Origin of the sequence: Lentzea sp. NBRC 102530 (assembly GCF_030269365.1) — a bacterium.
Lineage (GTDB): Bacteria > Actinomycetota > Actinomycetes > Mycobacteriales > Pseudonocardiaceae > Lentzea.
On record NZ_BSTF01000003.1, the window covers coordinates 67,871 to 90,211 of the forward strand.

Sequence of the window (22,341 nt, forward strand, 5' to 3'; positions counted from 1 at the left end):
GCGAGTTCCCGCTGGTCGTCCGCCAGTTTCCCGGCGAACTCACCGCCGCCTGCGGAGCAGCGACCAGACAAAAAGGACCGGGCGCCACCCCCGACGTGGCGCACCGGTCCTTTGTGTTGCACGGCCCATCCCCCGACGAACCGTGCCTTCCATCCCTCTGGCGCGTAGGCCCCGACCCTCAAGCCAGAGGTTGGTCTCGGTGGATGAGTCAACTTTCGCATGTCTCCACCCCGGCCACTCAAGCCCTTTCACCCTCAAGGACCTCGTCCGAGGCCGATTCGTTGCATGTTTCACCCGGTCATCCCATTCCCGTGACCCAATCGCAATCATCGTGACCCTGCGCACCCGATCTGGTACGTGCGTACCAACTCTGGCATACTGGTACACATGTCCCACTCTGCTCGTCTGTCCGACTACCGTGCTGCCCTGACGACCCCTGGTATGCGCGGCCCGGTGGTCGCGTCCCTGCTCGCCCGCCTCCCCATCGCGATGGTCGGGCTCTCGCTCCTGCTCTACGTGGAGCGCGCCACGGGTTCGTTCGCGGTTGCCGGCATGGTCTCGGCGGCGGCGTTGGTGGGCGTGGCGCTCGGTTCCGTGGTCCAGGGCCGCCTGATGGACCGCTTCGGTCCCACGCGTCCCCTCCTCTGGGTGACCGGTCTGTTCGCCGCGTTCGTGGCCGTGTCCGTGCTGGCCGTGGAGGCTGGTGCGTCGGTGTTCGTGCTGGTCCCGCTGGCTCTGGGCGTGGGCGCGACGGAGCCGATGGTGGGCTCGGCCTCCCGTGCGCTGTGGGAGCGCATGGTGCCGGCGGGCCCGACGCGGATGGCGGGCTACGCGTACGAGGCGATCAGCATGGAGGTCTTCTTCATCCTGGGTCCCGGTCTGGCCGGGCTCCTGCTGGCCGCGCCGTGGGCGGGCACCGGCGTGGTCGTCGGCGCCGTGCTGATGGTGATCGGCGCCCTCTGGTTCGCCTTCAACCCGGTGGTCCGGGCGTGGGGTCCCGTCGAGCAGGCGCCCCGGCCGTTGCTCGGTGCCTTCGCCTACCCCGGCATGCGCACGGTGGCCCTCGCCGCCCTGGGCTTCGGTGTGACGATCGGTTTCGTCGAGGTGGCCGTGCCGGCGTTCGCGAAGGCTGCGGGCCACGCCTCGATGGGTGGCTTGATGCTCTCGCTGTGGTCGATCAGCTCGGTGATCTTCGGCGTGCTCTACGGCATGCGCCCGTGGCCGCGGCCGATGCACCTGCGCCTGCCGGTCCTGCTCGGCGGCTTCGCCCTGCTCGCGTTCCTGCTGGCCATCCCGGCGACGCTCGTGGGCCTCGCCGTCGCGCTGTTCCTGGTGGGCACCCTGATCACGCCGCAGTCGACCGCGCACTCCGCGGCGATCGAGCAGGTCACGCCGAACGGCATGGCCGCGGAGGCGTTCGGCTGGGTGATCACCTCGGTGACCGTCGGCCTCGCCATCGGGCAGGGCCTGTCCGGGCAGCTGATCGAGCACTTCGGCACGCGGCCCGCGTTCATCGCGTCCGGCGTGGCCGGGCTGCTGATCGCGCTGGCGGTGTGGCTGCTGCGCGGGACGGTGCGGCGCGGGGTGCCGGCCGAGGTGCCGGCGCGCTCCGAGATGGAACTCGCCTCGCGCTAGACGTTCTTCCACCGAAGGGCCGGTCTCGTACCGGCCCTTCGGTGTTTCAGGCCACGGACCGCATCGGCACGACGAGGTAGGTGAGTTCGACGCCGTCCTCACCGGGTTCGGACGTCAGCACCGTCGAACGCAGGCCGTCCTGGATCTTCAGCTCGATCCGGCGGCCGGCGAACGCCTTCAGCGCGTCCGCGAGGTAGCGAGCCTGGAACGTCTTGGTCAGGTGGTCGCCCTCGACCGTGGCCTTGACGAACTCCTCCGACTCGCCCTGCTGCGGGTCGTTGCCCTTGACCCTGACCTCCGAGTCCTCGACCTGGATGGTCACGGCCTGGTGAGGTCCGCCGTAGGGCGTGGCTCGGCGAACGGCGCGCGCCAGCGCGTCGGCGTCCACGAGCACCGTGCTGTCGATGACTGCCTCCAGGAGTCGGCGCGCGCGGTCGTCCGGGAACGGAGCGGCCAGGAGCGCGGTGGAGATCGAGTTGTGTCCCCAGGCAAGACCGATGCGGTCCTCGTTCGCGTGCAGGGCGACGAGGCCGCGGGCCTGCCGGGCTGCTTCGACGATCGCCTTCGCAGGGACCAACAGGTCGAGTGGACCTTCCTGTTCCCACGGCACGGTGCCGTGGGCCATCCGGTAACGATCCGTGGCCAGGAAGTGCAACCTGTCCTCGTCCGACCAGACCCGGATGCCGGTGAAGATCGGCAACGCGTCGTCCCTGCTGGCCGCGCCTGCGACCGCCGCGATGATCTTCAGCTTATCGGCGTCGACGTGACCGCGGACCACCGGTAGTTCCGGCACGCCGGGATGGTGATCAAGATCAAGCAACGGGAGGGCGAACCGCGACGTGGGCGTGCGGACGGCCAGGCGCTGACCCTCCACCTTCAGGCGCACCTGCGGCTCGTCCAGCGCCTGCAGGGTCGCGGCCAGCGGCTTCGCCGGCACGAGGACCTCTCCCCCGGCGTGCACCGTGGCGTGGACGGTCAGGCGCACGCCGTGTTCCTGGTCGCTGCCCGCCACCTCGACGTCGGTGCCCGCGCGCAGGCGCAGCCCGGCCAGCACCGGGTCGAGCACGCGCGTGGGCAGCAGGCGCGCCACCTCGGCGGCGGCTGCGGCCAGGTCGGCCGTGGTGGCGGTGAGGTCCATGCTCCGGACGCTAGCGGGCACCCCTGACAATTTTCGACGGTCAGCGCGCCGCCCGACGCGCCTCCACCGCCCGCAACGCGATCCGCGTCGACTCGACCAGCGCCGGGTCGCCGCCCTCACGCAGGTCCAGCGCCTTCCGGAAGTGGGCGCGGGCCTCCTCGAACCGGCCCTCGTCGAAGTAGCACTTCCCCCAGTGCTGGTGCACGAAGTCGGCGATCTCGCCGCTGTCCGCGCACCGGGCGAACTCGGCGTGCGCCTCGGTGAACCTGCCCTGCCACTGGTAGACGTGGGCCAGCCTCAGCCGTGCCGCCGTCGAGGGGCGCAGCGCGAACGCCGTGGTGAGCGCCTCCTCGGCCAGGTCGAGCCGGCCGAGCACGCGCGCGGCCACCCCGATCTGCGTCCAGGCCTCGTACTCGTCCGGGACCTCGCGCAACGACTCGGGGTCGATGCCGAACTTCACGCACCCGCCTTGTGGCGGGCCAGTTCGATGATCCGCTGCAGGTGCAGGCCGCGGCGCGCGTCGCACTCGTGCGTGACGGTTCCGCTGTGCACCATCGCCACGAAGTCGTCGAGCAGGTTCGTGAAGCACTCGGCGGCCGGGGTGTCGCGGTTGGTCAGCGTGCGGTGGCCGTTCTCGCCGAAGACGGTGAGGTCCGCGAACGGCGGCTGCACCGGCAGCGACAGGCACAACGACACGGTGCTGGTGGCACCGCCGGCGTGCTGCAGGATCACCTGCCACAGGCCCTTGTCGGTGACGTTCGCCGCCAGCACGTCGGTGATCTCGCCCAGGGCCGCGTCGAGCAGGTCGAACGCGTGCGGGCCCACGTCGTCGAGCGCGCCCTTGTCGTGGCGCCACGGGGAGTCGGAGAACGGGCCGGACAGCAGGGCGCCGGAGATCCAGCGGCTGTCGGCTCCGGTCCAGCCGCCCGTGCGGTGCAGCTGCGCGAGCATCTCCTTGGTCTCCGGGGCGTAGCGGCGGGTCAGCACGACCAGGGACGCGACGCCGGCTTCCTCGACGGCCGCGACCAGGGCCTCGGCTTCGGCGACGGAGGACGCGATGGGCTTCTCCAGCACCAGGTGCTTGCCGGCGCGGGCGGCTTCCAGCGCCATCGGGCCCTGCACGCCCGGCGGCACGGAGAACGCCACGGCGTCCACAGTGGACAGGAGCTCGGCGTAGTCGGAGAAGGGCTCGGCGCCGAAGGACGAGGCCAGGGAGGAAGCGGCCTCGGGACGGCGGGCCCAGACGCCGGTCAGGGTCGTGCCGGGGTGGTTGGCGATGCCGGGGGCGTGGATCATCTGAGCCCACGGTCCGGCGCCGACAAGTCCTACGCGCAGCTGTTCGTCCACTCGCCCATCCTGCCTCAGGAGTAACTGGCCTTGGGGACGAAGATCTCCCCGCCGTTGCCGAACTTCAGGCGCATGCCGTCCGATGAGGACTCGCGCCGCGGGTCGTGGTCCCACCCGTTGGGCACCGTCACGACGTGGCCGTGGTCCGGTGACGAACCGAGCCAGATCTCGTAGTAGGTGCCGCCCACGAGCCGTGAGACCTCTTTGACGTACACGCCGGGTGCGTCGGCGGTCGGATCGACGCTGATCACGGTCGTGCGGTCGGGCACGAACATCACCACGCCCGCCACCGCCGTCAGCCCGGTGGCCAGCACCGCTCCCAGCAGGAACAGCAGCACCTGCACCAGACAACCGGAGACCTTCGTCGCCATCACACCATCCTCGGGTTAGCGCGGTCGTACGCTCGGAGGATGCCCGACGACATGACCTTGCCGGGAAACCTGGTACCCACAACGCCCTCCGCCGAACCCGCCACGCCCAGGGACGCGGTCACCGTCGTGCTGCTGCGCGACGGCGACGAGGGCCTGGAGGCCTTCCTGTTGCGCCGCGTGAAGGGCATGGCGTTCGCGGGCGGCATGAGTGTCTTCCCCGGCGGAGGGGTCGACCGGCGCGACGCCGACACGTCCGTCGCGTGGACCGGCCCGGAACCGAAGTGGTGGGCCGAGGTCTTCAACGTCGACGAGGCGACGGCCAGGGCGTTCGTGTGCGCGGCTGTGCGCGAGACGTTCGAGGAGTCCGGGGTGCTGCTCGCGGGCCCGGACGCCACCTCCGTCGTCGCGGACACGAGCCGGTACTCGCAGGCACGGCAGCAGCTGGTCGACCGCGAGCTCTCGCTCGCCCGGTTCCTCACGGACAACAACCTCGTCCTGCGCGCGGACCTGTTGCGCCCGTGGGCCAACTGGGTCACCCCGGAGGACGAGCCGCGCCGCTACGACACGAGGTTCTTCGTCGCCGCGCTGCCGCAGGGCCAGAACGCGGACGGCGAGACCACCGAGGCGTCGGACGCGGCCTGGCAGCGGCCGGAGAACGCCATCGAGGACGCTCAGCAGGGCCGCCGGATGCTCATGCCGCCGACCTGGCGCACGCTCGACGAGGTGGGCGCGCTCGGCAGCGTCGGCAAGGTCATGGCCGAGGAACGCAGCGTCGAGAAGATCATCCCCAAGCTGATCCGCGACGGCGACGTCATCAGGGTGGTGTTCCAGTGAGCGGCTCCCCGCTGATCGGCGCCCGCGCCGCGCACCCGCGGTACGGCGAACTCAGGCAGGTCACGCCGCACGCCGCCGTGCTGCTGGCCGACAACCCGTCGCCGATGACGCTCGACGGCACCAACACGTGGCTGCTCAAGGCCCCGGACGCGACCTCGTTCGTGGTGATCGACCCGGGCCCGCTGGACGAGGCGCACCTCGGCCGCATCGCGCAGCACGGCCCGATCTCGGAGGTCCTGCTGACCCACGGCCACCCGGACCACTCCGAAGGCGCCAAGCGGTTCGGCGAACTCGTCAACGCCCCGGTGCGCGCGCTCGACCCGACGTTCACCTACGGGTCGGAAGGCCTGGCGCACGGAGATGTGATCACCAGCTCGGGCCTGGAGCTCAGGGTCCTCGGCACACCCGGCCACACCAGCGACTCGCTGTGCTTCGTGATCGACGGCGAGGCGGTGCTGACCGGCGACACCGTCCTGGGCCGCGGCACCACGATCGTCGCCCACCCGGACGGCAAGCTCGGCGACTACTTCGAGTCGCTCAAGGTGCTGGCCGAACTACCGGAGAACACGGCGGTGCTCCCTGGCCACGGCCCGGAACTCGCGGACGCCGGCGAGGCGGCACGGATGTACCTGGCGCACCGCACGCAACGGCTGGAACAGGTCCGCCAGGCCGTCGCACGACTGGGCGGCGCCCCGACCCCGCGTGAGGTCGTCGAGGTCGTCTACCAGGACGTGGACCGGGTGCTGTGGCCCGCCGCCGAGTGGTCGGTGCGGGCCCAGCTGGAGTACCTGCGCGACTACTGAGGCTGGTGGCCGTTGTTCGTGGCCCCGAACGCCGACTGGCGTGAGGAGGACCTGTCGATCTGCCACCGGCCGCTGTCGGGACCCTGCGGCCCCGACTGCTCGCGCTGCGCCAGCTCCTCGTGCAGCTGCTGCAGCAGGGCCCGTTCGCGTTCGCTGAGGTTCGCGTCCACCGTGGACGGCTCGGCGGGCTCGGCGAGCGCCGCCTGCAACGCCGCCAGCTCGTCGGCCTTGAGCTCGGTGGTCACCTCGGCCCGGTTGATCGGGACGGGCTCGGGAAGCGTCTCGATCTCGGGCTCCTTGGAGGCCATCGGGATGCGCTTCACGGGCTTCGGCGGGAAGGGCTGGGAACCCTCCAGCGCCGGGGGTGCGGAACGTGTGCGTCGTGAGCCGGTCTCTTCCCGTTGCTCCGGCGCCGGTGTCGGCTCGGCCACCGGCGCCGGAGCGGGAAGCTCCTCTACCGGCTGGTCGAACCACGCTTGCTGTTGCTGCGACACGTGGTCGGCCGGCGGGACGGGTGCCCCGGAGATCGGTATGGCACGCGACGACGTGACCGCGGCCGCGTGGTAGTCGCTGAGCTGCACACCGGTCGTCAGCACCTCGACGGCCGCGCGCACGCCCGCCTTGCGCAGCACGGCGTCGACCCGGTACGCGGTCGCGGGCGGGAAGCCCTGCGGGCCGACGTCCACGAGCACGACGCGCTGCGGCAGCGGACCGGGCGTCGACCCGGTCGGCGACGACCGCCAGACGCACCGCACGGAGCGGATGTCGGGCAGCACGGAGACCGCGCGGACCAGGTGACCGGCGATGTCCGAGGCCGGGTCGGTCTCGGAGGTGAAGCGGTGCCGCAGGAACGGCAGCATCTCGACCACCGGCAGGCGGTCGGTCAGCGACGCGTCCGAGCGGACCTCGTGGAGGATCCACGTGATCGCCGCGCGCTCGTCGGGCAGCACCGGGATGGCGCCCGCGAGGAGCGTTCCGACGAGCAGCTCGATCGAGCGGTCCAGCTCTCCGACCGCGAGGAACTCGCGGGCCTGCGACAGGGCGTCGTCGTCCACGCGCCCGGCCATAGACAGCAGGAGATCGTGGAGACGGACCGGCAGGCCGACACCGTCGTTCGTCACGTCAGCTCTCCTTAGCTGAGCACCAGGTGCTCATCGGACTCGGCGCCGGCGCACACCAGCTCCGATGCCGCCAGCGCCGCCCGGTGGTAGGGCGGCAGGTCCAGGCCGGACGGCACGACCTCGACGCACGGGTCGTGTTCGCCCAAGGCCCGCAGAACGCGCTGCAACTCGCCGGTCAGCCGGGCGTGGCCGGTCGTGGCCGCCACCAGCAGGACGCGGTTGATCCCGTCGGGATCGATGCGCCAGCAGGAGCGGACCTCGCCGACACCGTTCCGGCCACGCAGGGTGGCACCGAGAACGACGGACGCGGAATCCCCCATCGGCACCCGATCGGGTGATTCCGGGGAAAAGGTGTAGTCGGTGGGCGGCAGTTCGTCCAGTCCTTTGACCGAACTGAGGGAACCGGGATCCGCCCCGTAGGGCACCAGCGCGTCCTGCAAAAGGCGCAGTTCGTGATCCGTCAGAGGGATGCGTCCGTGCAGCAGCGTGCGGGGCAACGACCGCGCGAGCACCGCGTACGCGTCCGACGCGGCCCAGTCCCGGTACCGCCACAGCAGGTCGTCCGGGATGCGCCCGGCCAGCCTGAAGAGCAGTTCGTGGCACGTGTCCGACATGTCACACCTCGACGATCAGTTCGATCTCCACTGGAGCGCCGATCGGCAGCTCTGCGACCCCCACGGCCGACCGGGCGTGCTTGCCCAGGTCCCCGAAGATCTCGCCGAGCAGTTCGGAGGCACCGTTGATGACGCCCGGCTGCCCCGTGAAGCCCTCGGCGGAGGCCACGAACCCGACAACTTTCACGACTCGCTTGATCGAGTCAATCCCCACGAGCGCGTGCACGGCCGCGAGGGCGTTGAGGATGCACGTCGCGGCGTACTGCTTCGCCTCCTCCGGGGACACCTCGGCGCCGACCTTGCCGGTGGCGGGCAGCTTGCCGTCGACGAACGGCAGCTGGCCGGAGGTGAACACCCAGGAACCGCTCTGCGTGGCGGGCACGTAGGCGGCGAGCGGGGCGGCGACGCCCGGCAGCTCGATGCCGAGTTCCTTCAGGCGGGCGGACCAGTCGCTCATGCCTTCACCCGCTTCAGGTACGCGACGTGCTGCTCACCGGTCGGGTTCGTCAGCACGGTGACCAGTTCCCAGCCGTCCTCGCCCCACTGGTCGAGGATCTGCTTCGTGGCGTGGATCAACAACGGCACGGTCGCGTACTCCCACTTCGTCATGCGCGGAAGCCTAACTTGCCACCCGTGCGGCGCCTGGGCGGTTGTCGTTGTTGGAGCTACCTTGATCACATGGAGACCTGGCGGATCATCGCCACCGGCCTGTTCGCGGTGGGTGGGCTGGTGATGGTGCTCGTCGCCATGGCGCAGGTGCGTGACCGCAAGCACAGTCAGCGCATCCAGGTGGTCCAGGCCGGTCTCATCGGGCTCGTGGTCGTGGTGGTCGTCACGGCGAGCATCGCGCTGTTCCTGCCGTCGGTCGTGGCCTGGGCGCTGGTGGCCGCAACGGCGATGGCCGTTCTCTTCCTCACCATGGTCGATTGACCGACCGATCCACGTTCGACCGAATTCACACATAGTCTGGACGTGTGACGTCGTGGACCGAGGAGCTGACCCGAGCCCGCCTGCACGTGGTCTCCGGCAAGGGCGGCACGGGCAAGACCACGGTCGCCGCCGCGCTGGCCCTCGCGCTCGCGACCGGTGGCCGCCGGGTGCTGCTGGTCGAGGTGGAGGGCAGGCAGGGCATCGCCCAGCTCTTCGACCGCGCGCCGCTGCCGTACTCGGAGGAGCGGATCGCGTCCGCGCCGGGCGGCGGCGAGGTGCACGCGCTGGCCGTCGACGCCGAGGCCGCGCTGCTGGAGTACCTGGCGATGTTCTACAACCTGGGCTTCGCGGGCCGCACGCTGCGCAAGATGGGCGCCATCGAGTTCGCGACCACGCTCGCGCCCGGCCTGCGCGACGTGCTGCTGACGGGCAAGGTCAAGGAGTGCGTGAACCGGGTCGGGCCGGACGGCCGCCACCTCTACGACGCGGTCGTGCTGGACGCGCCGCCGACGGGACGCGTGGTGAAGTTCCTGGACGTCACGAAGGCCATGGCCGACCTGGCGAAGGTCGGTCCGATCAAGGGGCAGAGCGAGGGCGTCGTGCGGCTGCTCCACTCGGGTGACACGGCGGTGCACCTGGTGGCGTTGCTGGAGGAGATGCCGGTGCGCGAGACCCTCGACGCGGTGGCCGAGCTGGACGGGGCCGACCTGCGGCCGGGCGCGGTGTTCGTGAACCGGGTGCAGCCGGCACGTCTGCCCGCGCGGTCCGTGCCGGTCGCCGCGCAGGGCAGGCTGGACGAGTCGCGGGTGCGGACGGGCCTGCAGGCCGCCGGGCTCGACCTCGACGAGTTCACGCTCGAAGGCCTGGTCGACGAGACCGTGGAGCACGCCATCCGGGTCCAGTCGCAGCAGGAGGCGAAGGAACTGCTGTCGCACTCGGACCTGCCGACCCTGGACCTGCCGGACCTCACGGACGGGGTGGACGTGGCCGCGTTGTACGAGCTGGCCGAGGTGCTGGTCGCGGCAGGAGTCCGATGAACAAGCTCGATTTCGACCCGTTGCTGGACGACCTGGAGACGCGCGTCCTCGTCTGCTGCGGCTCCGGCGGGGTCGGCAAGACGACGACGGCGGCGGCGCTGGCGGTGCGCGCGGCCGAACGCGGCAGGCGCGTGGTCGTGCTGACGATCGACCCGGCGCGGCGGCTCGCCCAGTCGCTCGGGCTGCGGGAGCTCGACAACCACCCGCGCGAGGTGGTCGTGGACGGCTTCGAACCCAAGGGCGAGCTGTTCGCGATGATGCTCGACATGCGTCGCACGTTCGACGACATGGTGCTGACCCACGCGGGCCGCGACCGGGCCGACCAGATCCTGTCGAACCCCTTCTACCAGACCATTTCCTCGTCGTTCTCCGGCACGCAGGAGTACATGGCGATGGAGAAGCTGGGCCAGCTGGTGGCGCAGGACGAGTGGGACCTGATCATCGTCGACACCCCGCCGTCGCGGTCGGCGCTCGACTTCCTGGACGCGCCGCAGCGGCTCTCGACCGTGCTCGACGGCAAGTTCATCCGGATGCTCTCGGCACCGGCGCGCGCGTCGGGCCGCGGGTTGTTGAAGATCGTCGGAACCGGTTTCAGCCTTTTCACGCGGGCTGTGTCGACGATCGTCGGCGGCCAGCTGTTGCAGGACGCTTCAACTTTTGTTCAGGCTTTCGACAGCATGTTCGGAGGATTCCGCGAGCGCGCGCAGCGGACGTACGAACTCCTCCGTTCGCCCGGAACCGGTTTCGTGGTCGTGGCGGCGGCGGAACCGGACGCGTTGCGCGAAGCCAGCTATTTCGTGGAACGGCTCAGCGCCGAGAACATGCCGTTGTGCGGGCTCGTCGCGAACCGGACGCATCCGGTGCTCGCGGCGGACCTGCCCGCGGCGAAGGCGCTGGCAGCGGCCGAGGACCTCGACCGCTCCGGTGACGCGCCCCTCGCCGCGGCAGTGCTCCGGCTGCACGCGGACCGGGTGGCAGTCGCCGATCGTGAGAAGCGGCTGCTGGCCCGGTTCACGCGTGCCCACCCCGGTGTCGCGCTGGTCGGCGTGCCTGCGTTGCCCGCCGACGTGCACGACCTCGACGGCCTCCGGGAGATAGGTCGTCGACTGGCCGGGGAGTAGTGCCCTCGGCCCTAGCCGACTCGAGAGTCCTCGACGTGTTCCTGACGTGCGTTGTCGAGCAACTCGTGCCATGAGTCGACGTCCGGGCGACGGCGCAGCAGAGCACGGCGTTCGCGCTCGGTCATGCCTCCCCAGACCCCGAACTCGATCTTGTTGTCGAGCGCTTCGGCCAGGCATTCCATGCGCACCGGGCATCCCAGGCACACGAGCTTCGCCTTGCGCTGCTCCGCGCCACGAACGAAGAGCTGGTCCGGCTCTTCGTCACGACACGAAGCGTTGATACGCCAATCCCCCTGGTTCATATCCCCCACTCCTCAGTGCTGTCCAAATGTGGAAATCCGCCACACCCCTGCCACGGATGCCGTAGCGTTCGAGCTACGGCTGCATTCCTTGGACGTTGACGGACTGTAGTGCCGTTCGGTTCCCTGTCCAAGCCTGGGTCACCCGACTGTTACCTGTCGTGCGTATCTCTACTCATGCTGAGTAACGGCACTTACTGATCACCTTCACCCGTTCGTGTACGGCGTACGCTGAGGCGCGTGCGAGTCAGGAATGGCGTGCTCAAGATGCTCGGCCTGTGCCTGCTGGCTGGGGTTCTCCTCGCCGGCATGCTGTTCCCAGTCGTGGGCGCGACAGGTCTCGTCTCGAACAGGGCCAGCGACACCGTGGACAGCATCTCCGCCGACCTCGTGACGACGGACCCACCGTTGATCACCACGGTCACCGACAAGGAAGGCGCGCCGATCGCCTACCTGTTCGACCAGTACCGGGTGCTCACACCACCCGAGAAGATCTCGCCGACGATGAAGGCGGCGCTGATCTCGGTCGAGGACAGGCGCTTCTACGAGCACCAGGGCGTCGACTGGAAGGGCACGATCCGGGCGGGCCTGACGAACCAGGTCAGCGGCTCGGTCTCGCAGGGCGCCTCGACGCTCACCCAGCAGTACGTCAAGAACTACCTGGTCCACGTGGTCGCCAGGAACAACAAGCTGGAGCAGGCCAAGGCCCAGGAGCAGACCATCGCGCGCAAGATGCGCGAGGCCCGGATCTCGTTGCAGCTGGAGCGAAAGCTCGGCAAGGAGGAGATCCTCGCCCGGTACCTCAACGTCGTTCCTTTTGGTTCGACCATTTACGGCATCGCGGCGGCCGCCCAGGCTTACTTCGGCACGACGCCGGACAAGTTGACGGTTCCGCAGGCGGCGATGCTCGCGGGAATGGTGAACAGTCCGTCAGCACTCGACCCCGAAGCGTATCCGGACAAAGCTTTGGACCGGCGCAACAAAGTGATCGACAGGATGGTCGAGAACGACAAGCTGTCGCGCGACGCGGGTGAGGCGGCGAAGAAGGAAGGCCTCGGTCTGCAGAACCCGGTGCGCACGCCACCGAACGGCTGCGTCGGCGCCGGACCGGAAAACGGTTTCTTCTGCTCGTACGTCGTGAACTACCTGCAGCGCGCGGGTTTCAGCGAGGAGCAGCTGCGCACCGGCGGCTACACCATTCAGACCACTTTGGACCGCGGGGTCACCTCGCAGGCCAAGGCGGCGGCCGAGGCGGGCGTCGGCAAGACCGTCGACGGCATCGCGAACACGATGGCCGTCGTGAAGCCCGGCAAGGAGCGCCACGAGGTGCTCGCGCTGGTCGCGAACCGCGACTACGGCCTGAAGGCGGACCTGCGCCAGACCACGTACGACCTGCCGAGCGGCGTCGAGAACAAGTTCGGCGCCGGCTCCATCTACAAGGTGTTCACGGCCGCGGCGGCGCTGGAGAAGGGCCTCGGCATCGAGAACGTCATCCCGACGCCGACCTCGCACGTCTCGCGCGTGTTCAAGGGTGGCGCCCAGCGCTGCCCGAGCACCGGTGAGCCCGGCACCCGCTGGTACTGCCTGTCGAACTTCGACTCGAGCTACCCGTCGTCGATGACGCTGCAGCAGGCGCTCGCGACGTCGCCGAACACCGGCTTCGTCATCCTCGAGGAGCAGACGGGCATGGACGCGGTCGTCGACATGGCGTCGCGGCTCGGCATGCGCGAGACGATGGCGACGAACCTGCAGGGCACGCGGCCGGACCCGAAGGCCAAGGACAAGCAGAACCGCATCTCGCAGACCGAGTTCTACAAGCAGAACGGCGGCAACGCGTCGTTCACGCTCTCGCCAGCGCCGGTGTCGACCCTGGAGCTCGCGAACGTCGCGGCGACCATCGTGAGCGGCGGCAAGTGGTGCCCGCCGACCCCGATCGCGAAGGTCCTGGACCGCAACGGCAAGGCCGTCACCGTCAACGAGGCGCCGTGCGAGCAGGTCGTCGCCGAGGGCCTCGCGAACGGCCTCGCGGTCGGCATGAGCAAGGACGACGTCGGCAACGGCACCGCCGCGGCCGCCGCCCGTGCCGCCAAGTGGACCCGCCCGATGATCGCGAAGACGGGCACCACCGAGGAGTACAAGTCGGCGGCGTTCATCGGCGCGACCCCGGACTTCGCGGGTGCCGTGCAGACGTTCAACGACGGCACCTCGCCGCGGCCGATCTGCCTGGGCGCGCAGCCCCGGTTGTGCGGCAACGGCAACATCTTCGGCGGCACGATCCCGGCCAAGACGTGGTTCGAGACGATGACGAAGGTGCACGGCGGGATCGCGGTGTCGCCGTTGCCGCAGGTGGAGCAGCGGTACCTGAAGGGCGGCCGGGAGATCCAGGTGCCGGACGTGGTGGGCAAGCAGGTCAACGACGCCACCCGGATCCTGGAGCAGGCCGGCTACAAGGTGAGCCAGCAGTCGGTGAACTCGGAGCAGCCGAAGGGCACCGTCGTGAGCCAGACGCCGCGCGGCAACGCGTTGCGCGGCACGGTGATCACGCTGTCGGTGAGCTCGGGGTACGTGCCGCCGCCGGTGGCCTCGGAGCCGCCCGCACCGCCGTCGAACCCCGGCCAGCCGAACCAGCCGCCACCGATCACGCTGCCGACCGAACCAGGCCGTTAGTTCTTCAGCACGGCCTTGAGGCGCTCCACGCTCACCTCGACGTGCGCGTGGATCTCGGCGACCGCCCGATCGCGGTCGCCGAGCCGGACGGCGTCGAGGATCGCGCGGTGCTCGGCGATCACCTCGTCCGCCGTCTCGTCCTTGGCGAGCACGGTCAGGTAGAACCGCAGCTCCTGCGTGAGCGAGGCGAAGAACTCGTCCAGCCTGGTGCTGTCGAGCAGCGCGACGATCGCCTGGTGGAAGGCGAGGTCGCGGTCGACGATCGCGCTCGGGTCGTTCGTCGCGGCGTCGCACAGGGCGTCGAACGCCTCGGTGATCGCCGCGAGCTGCTCCGGGCGCGGGGTGCGGACCAGCGCGGCGGTCTCCAGGCGTTCGCGGGCCGTGTAGAGGGCCTCGATCTTCTCGGCCGTGGGCGCGATGACGACGGCGCCGCGGTTGACCTCGTAGCGGACGAGGCCGGTCAGCTCCAGGATGCGCACGGCCTCGCGGATGGTGTTGCGGGCGACCCCGAGCTCGGCCGCGATCGCACTCTCCCTGAGCCTGTCACCAGGGCCGAAGGCGCCGGCCATGATCCGTTCGGACAGGCCGTCGGCGAGCTGCTGGGCCGTGGTGGTGCGCCGGACTTCGAGGCCGTCGAGGGCTGACATGGGGCCAGTTTACCCAGTTGCCCTACAGTTGAACTGTACTACAGTTGGTCGGCATGGATCTGACGACGTTCAAAGCGCTCAGCTTCGACTGCTACGGCACGCTCATCGACTGGGAGGCGGGCCTCGTCGCGGTGCTCTCACCGTGGGCGCGCGAACAGGGACTCGCCCTGTCCGACGAGGAACTGCTGCGCGCGTACGCCTCCGCGGAGGCGTCGGTGGCGGCCACCGAGTTCGCGCTGTACCCGGACCTGCTCGCGGCCGCGTTCCGGCGGACCGGATCCGAACTGGGGCGCGAGGTGGACGACTCGTGGGCGGAGCGCCTGGGCTCCTCGGTGCCGGACTGGCCCGCGTTCCCCGACTCCGCGGAGGCGTTGGCGCGCCTGCGTTCGAGGTACCAGCTGATCATCCTGTCCAACGTGCACCGCGCCGGGTTCGCCGGGAGCAACCGGCACCTGCGCGGGGACTTCGCGGCGATCATCACGGCGGAGGACGTCGGTGCGTACAAGCCGGCGGAGAACCACTTCCGGGCGTTGGACAAGACGCTGGCATCGCTGGGAATCGCACGTTCCGAACTGCTGCACGTGGCGCAGAGCCTGTTCCACGACCACGTTCCGGCGCGGCGGGAGGGCCTGCGGTCGGTGTGGATCAACCGGCGGCACGACCGGCCGGGCTGGGGTGCGACGCCGGAGCCGTCCGGGGAGTTCTCCTACGACCTGGAGTTCGGCTCGATGGGCGAGTTCGCGGACGCCGTCGACAAGGCGTTCTAGGTAGTGGTGCCGCAGCGGTTTTCCCTACCGCTGCGGCACTCTGCGTTCAGCTGGTCAGCTTGGCCTTCACCGCGGCGGCCACCCGGCCACCATCGGCGCGCCCGGCGACCTCGGCGTTGACGGCCTTCATGACCTGGCCCATCTGCTTCTGCCCCGGCGCCTCACCGAGCTGCGCGGCCACGGCGTCGTACGCCTTGTCCACAATGGACTTGAGCTCGGCCTCGTCGAGCTGCTTGGGGAGGTAGACCTCCAGCACCGCGAGCTCCTGGCGTTCCAGCTCGGCCTTCTCGGCCCGGCCGGCGCCGTCGAAGGCCTCCGCAGCCTCCTTGCGCTTCTTCGCCTCGCGCGAGAGGACCTTCACGACCTCCGCGTCGCTGAGCTCACGGGCCTCCTTGCCGGAGACCTCCTCGTTCGTGACGGCCGTCAGCGCCATCCGCAGCGCGCCGGCCGTGACCGTCTCCCGCGCCTTCATCGCCGCGGTCAGGTCGTTCTTCAGCCGCGTCTTCAACTCCGCCATGAGGCAGAACGGTACCGCCCGCCGGATGCCGCGCCGATCGAGTTAACGCCCTTCCGTACCCTTGACACGTGAACAAGCTGGGCCGCGCCCTCCTCGCCACGACCGCTCTCGGTGCCGCGACCATCGCGTACGCGGCGGGAATCGAGAGGAGGCACTGGACCCTGCGCACAGCCACGGTGCCGGTCCTGTCCCCCGGCGCGAAGCCGATCCGCGTGCTGCACGTCTCAGACCTGCACATGACACCGAACCAGGTCTCGAAGCAGCGCTGGGTGGCCGCCCTCGCCGACCTGAACCCGGACTTCGTGGTCAACACGGGCGACAACCTGGCCCACAAGGACGCCGTACCGGGCACGCTGCGCGCGCTCGGCCCGTTGCTCGACAAGCCGGGCGTCTTCGTCTTCGGCAGCAACGACTACTACGCCCCGAGGCTCAAGAACCCGGCCCGCTACCTCCTGCCGTCCGCCAAGACGAAGCGCATCCACGGCGTGACCCTCCCGTGGCGCGACCTGCGGGCCGGCATGATCGAACGGGGCTGGGAAGACCTCACGCACGTCCGCAAGACCATCATGGTGGCGGGCCAGCCGATCTTCTGCGCGGGTCTCGACGACCCGCACCTGAAGCGCGACCGCTACGCCGACATCGCGGGCACCCCGGATCCGTCCGCCGCTCTGCGGCTGGGCGTCACGCACTCTCCCGAACCGCGCGTGCTCGACCCGTTCGCGGCCGACGGCTACGACTTCGTGATGGCCGGCCACACCCACGGCGGCCAGCTGCGAATCCCGTTCTACGGCGCTGTTGTCACCAACTGCGAACTGGACCGCGGCCGCGCCCGTGGCGTTTCCCGCTGGGGCTCGCACATGTGGATGAACGTGTCGGCCGGCATGGGCACTTCGCCTTACGCCCCGGTGCGCTTCTGCTGCCCTCCGGAGGCGTCGCTGCTGACCCTCGTTCCCAGGCCCGTTACGCCTGGTCAGGGGCGAAATGAGGGGGTCCGATTCGGAGCTGGGGCGGACATGATGTAGAGTTCTACATGTTCCCAGCCGGGGTGTGGCGCAGCTTGGTAGCGCGCTTCGTTCGGGACGAAGAGGTCGCAGGTTCAAATCCTGTCACCCCGATTGAAATAACACGGGTCAGCCCCTGTTCGCAGAAATGCGGACAGGGGCTGATTTGTTTTCGCGGTCATTTCGGGAGAACCCGGGGAGACGTCCAGCTCGCCGCCTGAGTCCGACGGACGCCCGCACGTGCCCGGAGCCGACCAGACTCCCGGCGGGCGCTCCCGAGCCTCCACGGCCGAGTGTCGACGAGCCGTCCGCCGTCGACGAGAGCGACAAGCGCCGGCGGGTGCGCGAGTCAACTCGCACCTAGTCCATTCGAGTGCGAATTGGCCATTCGCAACTTGCATCCCGCACATCGACCAGAAGCCACGCCTGACCACAGAGGCAAAGGTCCTTTCCGGTCACGGAAAAGGACATCGGAGTTCCCTGCAAGCCACCCGATCGTGTGATGCGTCTCGACACGAGCAGCCGCAGACGCCACCGTACTTCTATGACGCTGCGCCATCGTTCCAGGCCAAATCATACGGAACGACCACGTAGCGTTAACCCTTACGAGTGAAGGTTAACGGTTCCACTTACGTTGCGTAACGGCTGTCTAGATCCAAACGACGTAGGCAGTGGTTCAAGCCACGTTGAACAAATCGGGAGATGTTTGTGATGGACTCCGCCTCCGCAGCCAATCCCTCTCACAGGTCGTGGATCGTCGTCGCGGCCAAGGCAATTGTGGTGTTGCAGTCCCTGGGGATCGTTTACATGCTGACTTCGGCTTGGGTCACCCTCGTGGTGGCCGGTGGTTTCGCGGTCGTCTTCTTCGCGGTCCGGGCGCTGTCGCGGGCCTCGCGGACGGTCGACCGGATCTTCGACGAGGAGCTCGGCCGGCCATAGGCTGGGGACGTGCTGACGCGTGTGTCCGAGGCCCTGGTGAAGCCGGGGCGGGAGCAGGAGTTCGCGGCTCGGGTGCGGGACCTCGTCCTGACGTTCCCCGAGACCTACGACGGGTTGGTGGGGCACGAGGTGCTCGTGGACCTCGACGACCCGCTGATCGTGCGGTACGTGAGCCGGTGGCGTGACGAGCAGGCCCTCGAGAACTACGCGGGGCCCGGCTGGCGCACCGACGCGGTGACCTTTCCCGACGAGGACGATTACCTGCAGCAACCGTTGGTGCTGCGGCACTTCCGGCACATCAGCCGATGAAGCCCCGCACGGGCAGGCCCTCCGGGAAGCGTTCCAGCGCGTCGCCGGCGGCGCGGGCCAGTGACTCGAGCGTCTCGGTCTCGGCCGCGGTCGCGGTGTGCGGGACGGCCCAGTAGCAGCCGATGGCGCCGATCGGTTCCGGGCGCAGGATCGGGGCCATCAGCAGGCTCCGCACAAATGTCGGGCGATACGCTTCTTGAGGAATCCTCGAATCGAAGCGGACGTCCCTGATCGCCACGGTCTGACGATTCATCATCGCCCATCCGCTGATGCAGTTGACGGCGGGGAAGCGCTGGCCCTTCCACAGCGGGCTCATCGAGTCCTCGTCGGCGTAATAACAGAGATCACCGTCGAGCAGCACCAGCGTCGCACCGTGCGCGACCAGCGCGGATCTGGCCGTCGTGCGAACGACCCGTTGCACTTCCTCCAACGTGGCCGCCCCGGCGAGGCGTTCCGTCGTCGTTTCGAGCATCCCCCAACATTAACGCCCTCGGGGCCGCACACCTAGATTTTCTGGCTCGATCAACCAATCGGCGTCGCGCGTCCGGGCGTTGGCTGCGCGATAAAGATTGCTGATGCTTCATGAATCCACCGCTGCCCGGCCGGGCGGTGGTGGCGGGTGGCGGTGGCGCACCCCACTGCGGTGGTTGTGCCGTCGGAATCCCCCCAGAGGCAGCGCCTGACTCTAGTGTTGAACCGTGACCACGCACCCTTCTCCCGCCATCCCGGACCAGCTGTTCGAAGACCCCGCCGCCGAGACCCGGTGGCGCGAGCGGTTCACGGCTCCCCGCATGAGCCTGCCCGGCTGGGCCGACGACGCACCGGACCGCACCCTGTACGTCTCCAACGCGAGCGGCGTGTGGGAGATCTACTCCTGGGACCGCGCGACGGACGAGCACCGCAAGGTCACCGACCGTCCGAACGGCACGTCGCACGGCACGCTCAACCCCGACGGCACCGAGATCTGGTGGTTCGACGACCACGACGGTGACGAGTTCGGCATCTGGGTCCGCGAACCGTTCAAGGCCGACGGCAGCAAGGCCGAGCCCGCGGTCGCCGACGTGACCCCCGGCTACCCGGCAGGCCTGGAGATCGGCCGCACCGTCACGGCCGTGGCCGCCTCGACCGACGACGGCACCACCGTCTGGCTGCACCGCAACGGCACGAGCGAGGTCATCTACCAGCACGTCAACGACGCCGGCGTCACGGCGCTCGCCAAGGACGAGTCGATCGTCGTGATCGCGCACTCCGAACACGGCGACAACCGGCACATGGCGTTGCGCGCGCTGAACGCCGAGACGGGCGAGACCGTCGGCGAGAAGTGGGACGGCAAGGGCAAGGGCCTCGACGCCATCTCGTTCAGCCCGGTCCGCGGCGACCAGCGGCTGCTCGTCCTGCACGAGCGCCGCGGCCGTGAGGAACTGCTGATCTGGGACGTCGCCGCCGGCACCGAGACCGAGATCGTCCTCGACCTGCCGGGCGAGGTGGCCGCCGACTGGTACCCGGACGCCTCCGCGTTGCTGATCGTGCACACCCATCACGCCCGCAACACCGTGCACCGCTACGACCTCGCGACCGGCGAACTGTCCACTCTGGACACCGCGCCGGGCGTGATCGGCTCCGCGGGCGTCCGCCCGGACGGCACGATCGAGTACTCGTGGTCGTCCGCCGAGAAGTCGACGGTGATCCGCGCGCTCGCCACTGACGGCACCGAAAGCGTCCTGGTGGAGCCCGTCGGCGCCGTCCCCGCGACGTCGCTCCCGCTGGAGGACGTGTTCGTCGGCGACGTGCACGCCCTGGTCTCGAAGCCCGCCGGCGAAGGCCCGTTCCCGACCGTCTTCCTGATCCACGGCGGCCCGCACTCCTCCGACGAGGACCGCTTCTCCGCGTACCGCGCCGTCTGGCTGGACGCGGGCTTCGCGACGGTGCACGTGAACTACCGCGGTTCCAGCGGCTACGGCTCGAAGTGGCGCGACGCCATCGAGGGCAGGCCGGGCATCACCGAACTCGAGGACATCGCGGCCGTCCAGGACTGGGCGATCGAGTCTGGCCTGACCGACCCCGCGCGGTCCGTGCTGAACGGCGCCTCGTGGGGCGGTTACCTGACTCTGCTCGGCATCGGCACCCAGCCGTCGCGCTGGGCCGTCGGCGTCGCGGGCGTGCCGGTCGCCGACTACCTCGCCGCGTACGAGGACGAGATGGAACCGCTGCGCGCCTTCGACCGCGCGCTGTTCGGCGGCTCGCCGGAGGAACTGCCGGAGCTGTACAAGGAGTGCTCGCCGCTCACGTACGTCGACCAGGTGACCGCGCCGGTGCTGATCCTGGCGGGCGAGAACGACCCGCGCTGCCCGATCCGGCAGATCGACAACTACCTGGACGCGCTCGCCGCTCGTGGGCACACGTACGAGATGTACCGGTACGACGCGGGGCACGGGTCGCTGGTGGTGGCGGAGACCATGCGGCAGACGGCGGCCGAGGTGGACTTCGCACGGAGGCACCTCGGGATGTGAGGTGTCCGGGGCCGGTTCCGCGATCCCCGGAGAACGACGAGGCCCGCTCCGTCGAGGAGCGGGCCTTTCGTCTGCTGTCGTCCCAGCCGGACCGGTGTCCTACGCGGACCGGTGTCCTAGGCGGACTGGGCCTGCCACATCCAGTGCGCCTGCTCCAGTTGCTGCGTGATGCCGATGAGCAGGTCCTGGGTGACGAGGTCCGGCTTGTCGGTCTCGTCGATGCGCGAGCGCATGCGGCCGATGAGGGCCGCGAGCGACGCCGTGATCGACGTGACGACCTGGTCCTCCTTCAGCCAGCCGGACGCGATGTCGGGGACGCCGGACGACTCGGCGATGGTCTTCGCCGTGCCGTTCGGCGTCACGCCGATGGCCGCTGCCCGCTCTGCCACCTGGTCGGCGGCGTCGCGAGCGAGGACGACCAGTTCGTCCAGCTGCAGGTGGACGCTGCGGAAGTTCTTGCCGATCACGTTCCAGTGCGCCTGCTTCCCGATCAGGGACAGGTCGACCAGGTCCACGAGCGTTGCCTGCAGCACGGCTCCGACCGCGTCGCGGTCAGCGTCGGCCAGCGGGCTGGTGATCGGGTGCTTGGCCATGGTGAAACGCGCCTCCTCAGACGGTGACGGTGAGCGCCACCTCGATGTTGCCGCGCGTCGCGTTGGAGTACGGGCAGACCTGGTGGGCCTGCTCGACGAGCTTCTCCGCGACCGCCTGGTCGAGTCCGGGGATGTTCACGGCGAGCTCGACGGCCAGCTGGAAGCCGCCCGCGCCGTTGGACCCGATACTCACCTTGGCGGTTACCTCGGAAGACGCAACTTGAATCTTCCCGGCGCGCGCGACGGCTGCGATGGCGGAGTTGAAGCACGCCGAGTACCCGGCCGCGAACAGCTGCTCAGGGTTCGTGTGGTCGCCGCCGGGGCCGCCCATCTCCTTCGGGACCGACAGGATCTCGTCGATCACACCATCGGATGAACGCACCTCGCCGTTGCGGCCTTCGCCGTAAGCAGTCGCCTCAGCCGTGTACAGCGCTTCCATTCCGCTCTCCCTCGCAGTCAGTGACAAAGCCTTTCACCGAGGAAGAACGCATCGTGCACGACTTAAATGCCCGGAAGTGACTCAGTTCACTTCCGAGATGGGACGACGCAGGGCGAACTCGGCCACCTGGCGGCCGATGAGGCGCAGGTTGCGGTCCACGTCGACGTCCGAGCAGGCGCCATCGCCGTCGAACTTCACCTGCGCGGAGTTGATCGCGGAACCCAGGGGCGTGGGCCAGCCGCGCAGCGCGTGCACGATCGAGCGCACCGCGGAGAGGGTGTTCACCGCGGCCTGCCAGCCGTACGCGGCGGTGATGGTGCCCACGGCGCGGCCGTCGAGGTACGGGCGGTCGTCGTCGCGCAGGTCCTCGATGTAGTCGAGGGCGTTCTTGACCAGGCCGGACACGGTGCCGTGGTAGCCGGGCGACACGACGATCACGCCGTCGCACCGGCGCAGGTCCTCGACCATCCGCAGGGCGATGTCCGTGCGGTCCGGCACGGACGGGTCGTAGAAGGGAAGAACCAGGTCAGGCCCGCTGTACTGGATCGTCTGGGCACCCAGCTCCCGAGCACCCTCCAGGGCCACCCGCAACGCCCTCTCGGACTGCGAGTCGTTCCTGATCGAGCCCCCGATGCCCACCACCGTCACCGTCATGCCAGCGATCCTTCCACCTCCAGATAACTGGAGATCCAGCGCTACTCG

At 69.5% G+C, this 22,341-nt stretch carries 27 protein-coding genes and 1 tRNA gene; 13 read left to right on the plus strand and 15 right to left on the minus strand.

Going from position 1 to position 22,341, the window contains the following annotated elements:
- Nucleotides 1-387 precede the first annotated feature (387 nt).
- A complete protein-coding gene (locus QSK25_RS07825) occupies nt 388-1,635 on the plus strand; it encodes an MFS transporter (RefSeq protein WP_285635535.1) in 1,248 nt (415 codons plus the stop codon).
- A 46-nt stretch (nt 1,636-1,681) separates the two neighbouring features.
- Here QSK25_RS07825 and dnaN read toward each other — a convergent pair whose 3' ends face one another.
- Genes dnaN through QSK25_RS07845 form a run of 4 tightly spaced genes read right to left on the minus strand, consistent with a single transcriptional unit; the run spans nt 1,682 to nt 4,491 of the window.
- Nucleotides 1,682-2,773 carry a DNA polymerase III subunit beta gene (dnaN, locus tag QSK25_RS07830; RefSeq protein WP_285635538.1) on the minus strand — a complete coding sequence of 364 codons (1,092 nt, stop codon included), beginning with the start codon at nt 2,771-2,773 and terminating at the stop codon, nt 1,682-1,684.
- Between the two features lie 40 nt (nt 2,774-2,813).
- Nucleotides 2,814-3,233, minus strand: coding sequence for a tetratricopeptide repeat protein (locus QSK25_RS07835; RefSeq protein WP_285635542.1), 420 nt, complete (start codon nt 3,231-3,233; stop codon nt 2,814-2,816).
- The gene (locus tag QSK25_RS07840; RefSeq protein WP_285635545.1) at nt 3,230-4,120 is read right to left on the minus strand and encodes a Gfo/Idh/MocA family protein; all 891 of its coding nucleotides are present in this window, start codon (nt 4,118-4,120) and stop codon (nt 3,230-3,232) included. The genes QSK25_RS07835 and QSK25_RS07840 overlap by 4 nt, the downstream gene beginning before the upstream one ends.
- Nucleotides 4,121-4,134: 14 nt before the next feature.
- Complete coding sequence (locus tag QSK25_RS07845) at nt 4,135-4,491, minus strand: hypothetical protein (RefSeq protein ID WP_285635550.1); 357 nt, start codon at nt 4,489-4,491, stop codon at nt 4,135-4,137.
- Between the two features lie 39 nt (nt 4,492-4,530).
- On the opposite strand from QSK25_RS07845, the gene QSK25_RS07850 reads away from it, so the two are divergent.
- Nucleotides 4,531-5,325: an NUDIX hydrolase gene (locus QSK25_RS07850; RefSeq protein WP_285635553.1), complete on the plus strand. Its 795-nt coding sequence runs from the start codon at nt 4,531-4,533 to the stop codon at nt 5,323-5,325.
- Nucleotides 5,322-6,128, plus strand: a complete 807-nt coding sequence (locus QSK25_RS07855) for an MBL fold metallo-hydrolase (protein WP_285635556.1) — start codon at nt 5,322-5,324, stop codon at nt 6,126-6,128. Before QSK25_RS07850 ends, QSK25_RS07855 begins: the two co-directional genes overlap by 4 nt.
- Here QSK25_RS07855 and QSK25_RS07860 read toward each other — a convergent pair.
- Genes QSK25_RS07860 through sp36 form a run of 4 tightly spaced genes read right to left on the minus strand, consistent with a single transcriptional unit; the run spans nt 6,122 to nt 8,472 of the window.
- Nucleotides 6,122-7,249, minus strand: coding sequence for a hypothetical protein (locus QSK25_RS07860; protein ID WP_285635559.1), 1,128 nt, complete (start codon nt 7,247-7,249; stop codon nt 6,122-6,124). The two genes, QSK25_RS07855 and QSK25_RS07860, sit on opposite strands and share 7 nt — an antisense overlap.
- Nucleotides 7,250-7,260: 11 nt before the next feature.
- Nucleotides 7,261-7,863, minus strand: a complete 603-nt coding sequence (locus QSK25_RS07865) for a hypothetical protein (protein WP_285635562.1) — start codon at nt 7,861-7,863, stop codon at nt 7,261-7,263.
- 1 nt (nt 7,864) lies between these two features.
- Nucleotides 7,865-8,320 (minus strand): RidA family protein, encoded by a 456-nt coding sequence (locus QSK25_RS07870; protein WP_285635565.1) that lies wholly within the window; start codon nt 8,318-8,320, stop codon nt 7,865-7,867.
- Entirely contained in the window at nt 8,317-8,472 is a 156-nt protein-coding gene (gene sp36, locus QSK25_RS07875; protein WP_086668176.1) for a Sp36 family protein, read from the minus strand. Before sp36 ends, QSK25_RS07870 begins: the two co-directional genes overlap by 4 nt.
- A 69-nt stretch (nt 8,473-8,541) precedes the next feature.
- Between sp36 and QSK25_RS07880 the strand changes: the two genes are divergently transcribed.
- Genes QSK25_RS07880 through bagB form a run of 3 tightly spaced genes read left to right on the plus strand, consistent with a single transcriptional unit; the run spans nt 8,542 to nt 10,951 of the window.
- Nucleotides 8,542-8,793, plus strand: a complete 252-nt coding sequence (locus QSK25_RS07880) for a hypothetical protein (protein ID WP_285635580.1) — start codon at nt 8,542-8,544, stop codon at nt 8,791-8,793.
- 44 nt (nt 8,794-8,837) lie between these two features.
- Complete coding sequence (gene bagA, locus QSK25_RS07885) at nt 8,838-9,830, plus strand: ATPase BagA (protein ID WP_285635583.1); 993 nt, start codon at nt 8,838-8,840, stop codon at nt 9,828-9,830.
- The gene (bagB, locus tag QSK25_RS07890; protein ID WP_285635586.1) at nt 9,827-10,951 is read left to right on the plus strand and encodes an ATPase BagB; all 1,125 of its coding nucleotides are present in this window, start codon (nt 9,827-9,829) and stop codon (nt 10,949-10,951) included. Before bagA ends, bagB begins: the two co-directional genes overlap by 4 nt.
- A gap of 11 nt (nt 10,952-10,962) precedes the next feature.
- Here the strand turns inward: bagB and QSK25_RS07895 are convergent, their stop codons facing one another.
- Nucleotides 10,963-11,253 (minus strand): WhiB family transcriptional regulator, encoded by a 291-nt coding sequence (locus QSK25_RS07895; RefSeq protein ID WP_285635590.1) that lies wholly within the window; start codon nt 11,251-11,253, stop codon nt 10,963-10,965.
- A 237-nt stretch (nt 11,254-11,490) separates the two neighbouring features.
- Between QSK25_RS07895 and QSK25_RS07900 the strand changes: the two genes are divergently transcribed.
- On the plus strand, nt 11,491-13,917 hold the full coding sequence (locus QSK25_RS07900) for a transglycosylase domain-containing protein (RefSeq protein WP_285635593.1): 2,427 nt from the start codon (nt 11,491-11,493) through the stop codon (nt 13,915-13,917).
- Here the strand turns inward: QSK25_RS07900 and QSK25_RS07905 are convergent.
- A complete protein-coding gene (locus QSK25_RS07905; RefSeq protein ID WP_285635596.1) occupies nt 13,914-14,564 on the minus strand; it encodes a GntR family transcriptional regulator in 651 nt (216 codons plus the stop codon). The two genes, QSK25_RS07900 and QSK25_RS07905, sit on opposite strands and share 4 nt — an antisense overlap.
- Before the next feature lie 53 nt (nt 14,565-14,617).
- On the opposite strand from QSK25_RS07905, the gene QSK25_RS07910 reads away from it, so the two are divergent.
- Entirely contained in the window at nt 14,618-15,331 is a 714-nt protein-coding gene (locus QSK25_RS07910) for a haloacid dehalogenase type II (protein WP_285635600.1), read from the plus strand.
- Nucleotides 15,332-15,377: 46 nt separating this feature from the next.
- Here the strand turns inward: QSK25_RS07910 and QSK25_RS07915 are convergent, their stop codons facing one another.
- Nucleotides 15,378-15,848, minus strand: coding sequence for a GatB/YqeY domain-containing protein (locus tag QSK25_RS07915; protein WP_285635603.1), 471 nt, complete (start codon nt 15,846-15,848; stop codon nt 15,378-15,380).
- A 68-nt stretch (nt 15,849-15,916) separates the two neighbouring features.
- Here QSK25_RS07915 and QSK25_RS07920 point away from each other — a divergent pair, with 68 nt between their 5' ends.
- From QSK25_RS07920 to QSK25_RS07935, 4 genes are all read left to right on the plus strand, one after another.
- Nucleotides 15,917-16,870, plus strand: coding sequence for a metallophosphoesterase (locus QSK25_RS07920; RefSeq protein ID WP_285635606.1), 954 nt, complete (start codon nt 15,917-15,919; stop codon nt 16,868-16,870).
- A 19-nt stretch (nt 16,871-16,889) separates the two neighbouring features.
- A tRNA-Pro gene (locus QSK25_RS07925) sits at nt 16,890-16,963 on the plus strand.
- Nucleotides 16,964-17,560: 597 nt separating this feature from the next.
- A complete protein-coding gene (locus QSK25_RS07930; protein WP_285635609.1) occupies nt 17,561-17,788 on the plus strand; it encodes a hypothetical protein in 228 nt (75 codons plus the stop codon).
- Nucleotides 17,789-17,797: 9 nt separating this feature from the next.
- Entirely contained in the window at nt 17,798-18,097 is a 300-nt protein-coding gene (locus tag QSK25_RS07935) for an antibiotic biosynthesis monooxygenase family protein (protein WP_285635612.1), read from the plus strand.
- Here QSK25_RS07935 and QSK25_RS07940 read toward each other — a convergent pair.
- Nucleotides 18,087-18,569: a GAF domain-containing protein gene (locus QSK25_RS07940; protein ID WP_285635615.1), complete on the minus strand. Its 483-nt coding sequence runs from the start codon at nt 18,567-18,569 to the stop codon at nt 18,087-18,089. The two genes, QSK25_RS07935 and QSK25_RS07940, sit on opposite strands and share 11 nt — an antisense overlap.
- 226 nt (nt 18,570-18,795) lie before the next feature.
- On the opposite strand from QSK25_RS07940, the gene QSK25_RS07945 reads away from it, so the two are divergent.
- The gene (locus tag QSK25_RS07945; protein ID WP_285635618.1) at nt 18,796-20,607 is read left to right on the plus strand and encodes a prolyl oligopeptidase family serine peptidase; all 1,812 of its coding nucleotides are present in this window, start codon (nt 18,796-18,798) and stop codon (nt 20,605-20,607) included.
- Between the two features lie 116 nt (nt 20,608-20,723).
- Here the strand turns inward: QSK25_RS07945 and QSK25_RS07950 are convergent, their stop codons facing one another.
- The 3 genes from QSK25_RS07950 to QSK25_RS07960 all read right to left on the minus strand — a co-directional run bounded on the left by QSK25_RS07950 (nt 20,724) and on the right by QSK25_RS07960 (nt 22,293).
- Nucleotides 20,724-21,200: a Dps family protein gene (locus QSK25_RS07950; RefSeq protein ID WP_285635621.1), complete on the minus strand. Its 477-nt coding sequence runs from the start codon at nt 21,198-21,200 to the stop codon at nt 20,724-20,726.
- Between the two features lie 16 nt (nt 21,201-21,216).
- Nucleotides 21,217-21,639, minus strand: coding sequence for an organic hydroperoxide resistance protein (locus tag QSK25_RS07955; protein ID WP_285635626.1), 423 nt, complete (start codon nt 21,637-21,639; stop codon nt 21,217-21,219).
- An 81-nt stretch (nt 21,640-21,720) separates the two neighbouring features.
- A complete protein-coding gene (locus QSK25_RS07960; protein ID WP_285635629.1) occupies nt 21,721-22,293 on the minus strand; it encodes an NADPH-dependent FMN reductase in 573 nt (190 codons plus the stop codon).
- Between the last annotated feature and the right edge of the window lie 48 nt (nt 22,294-22,341).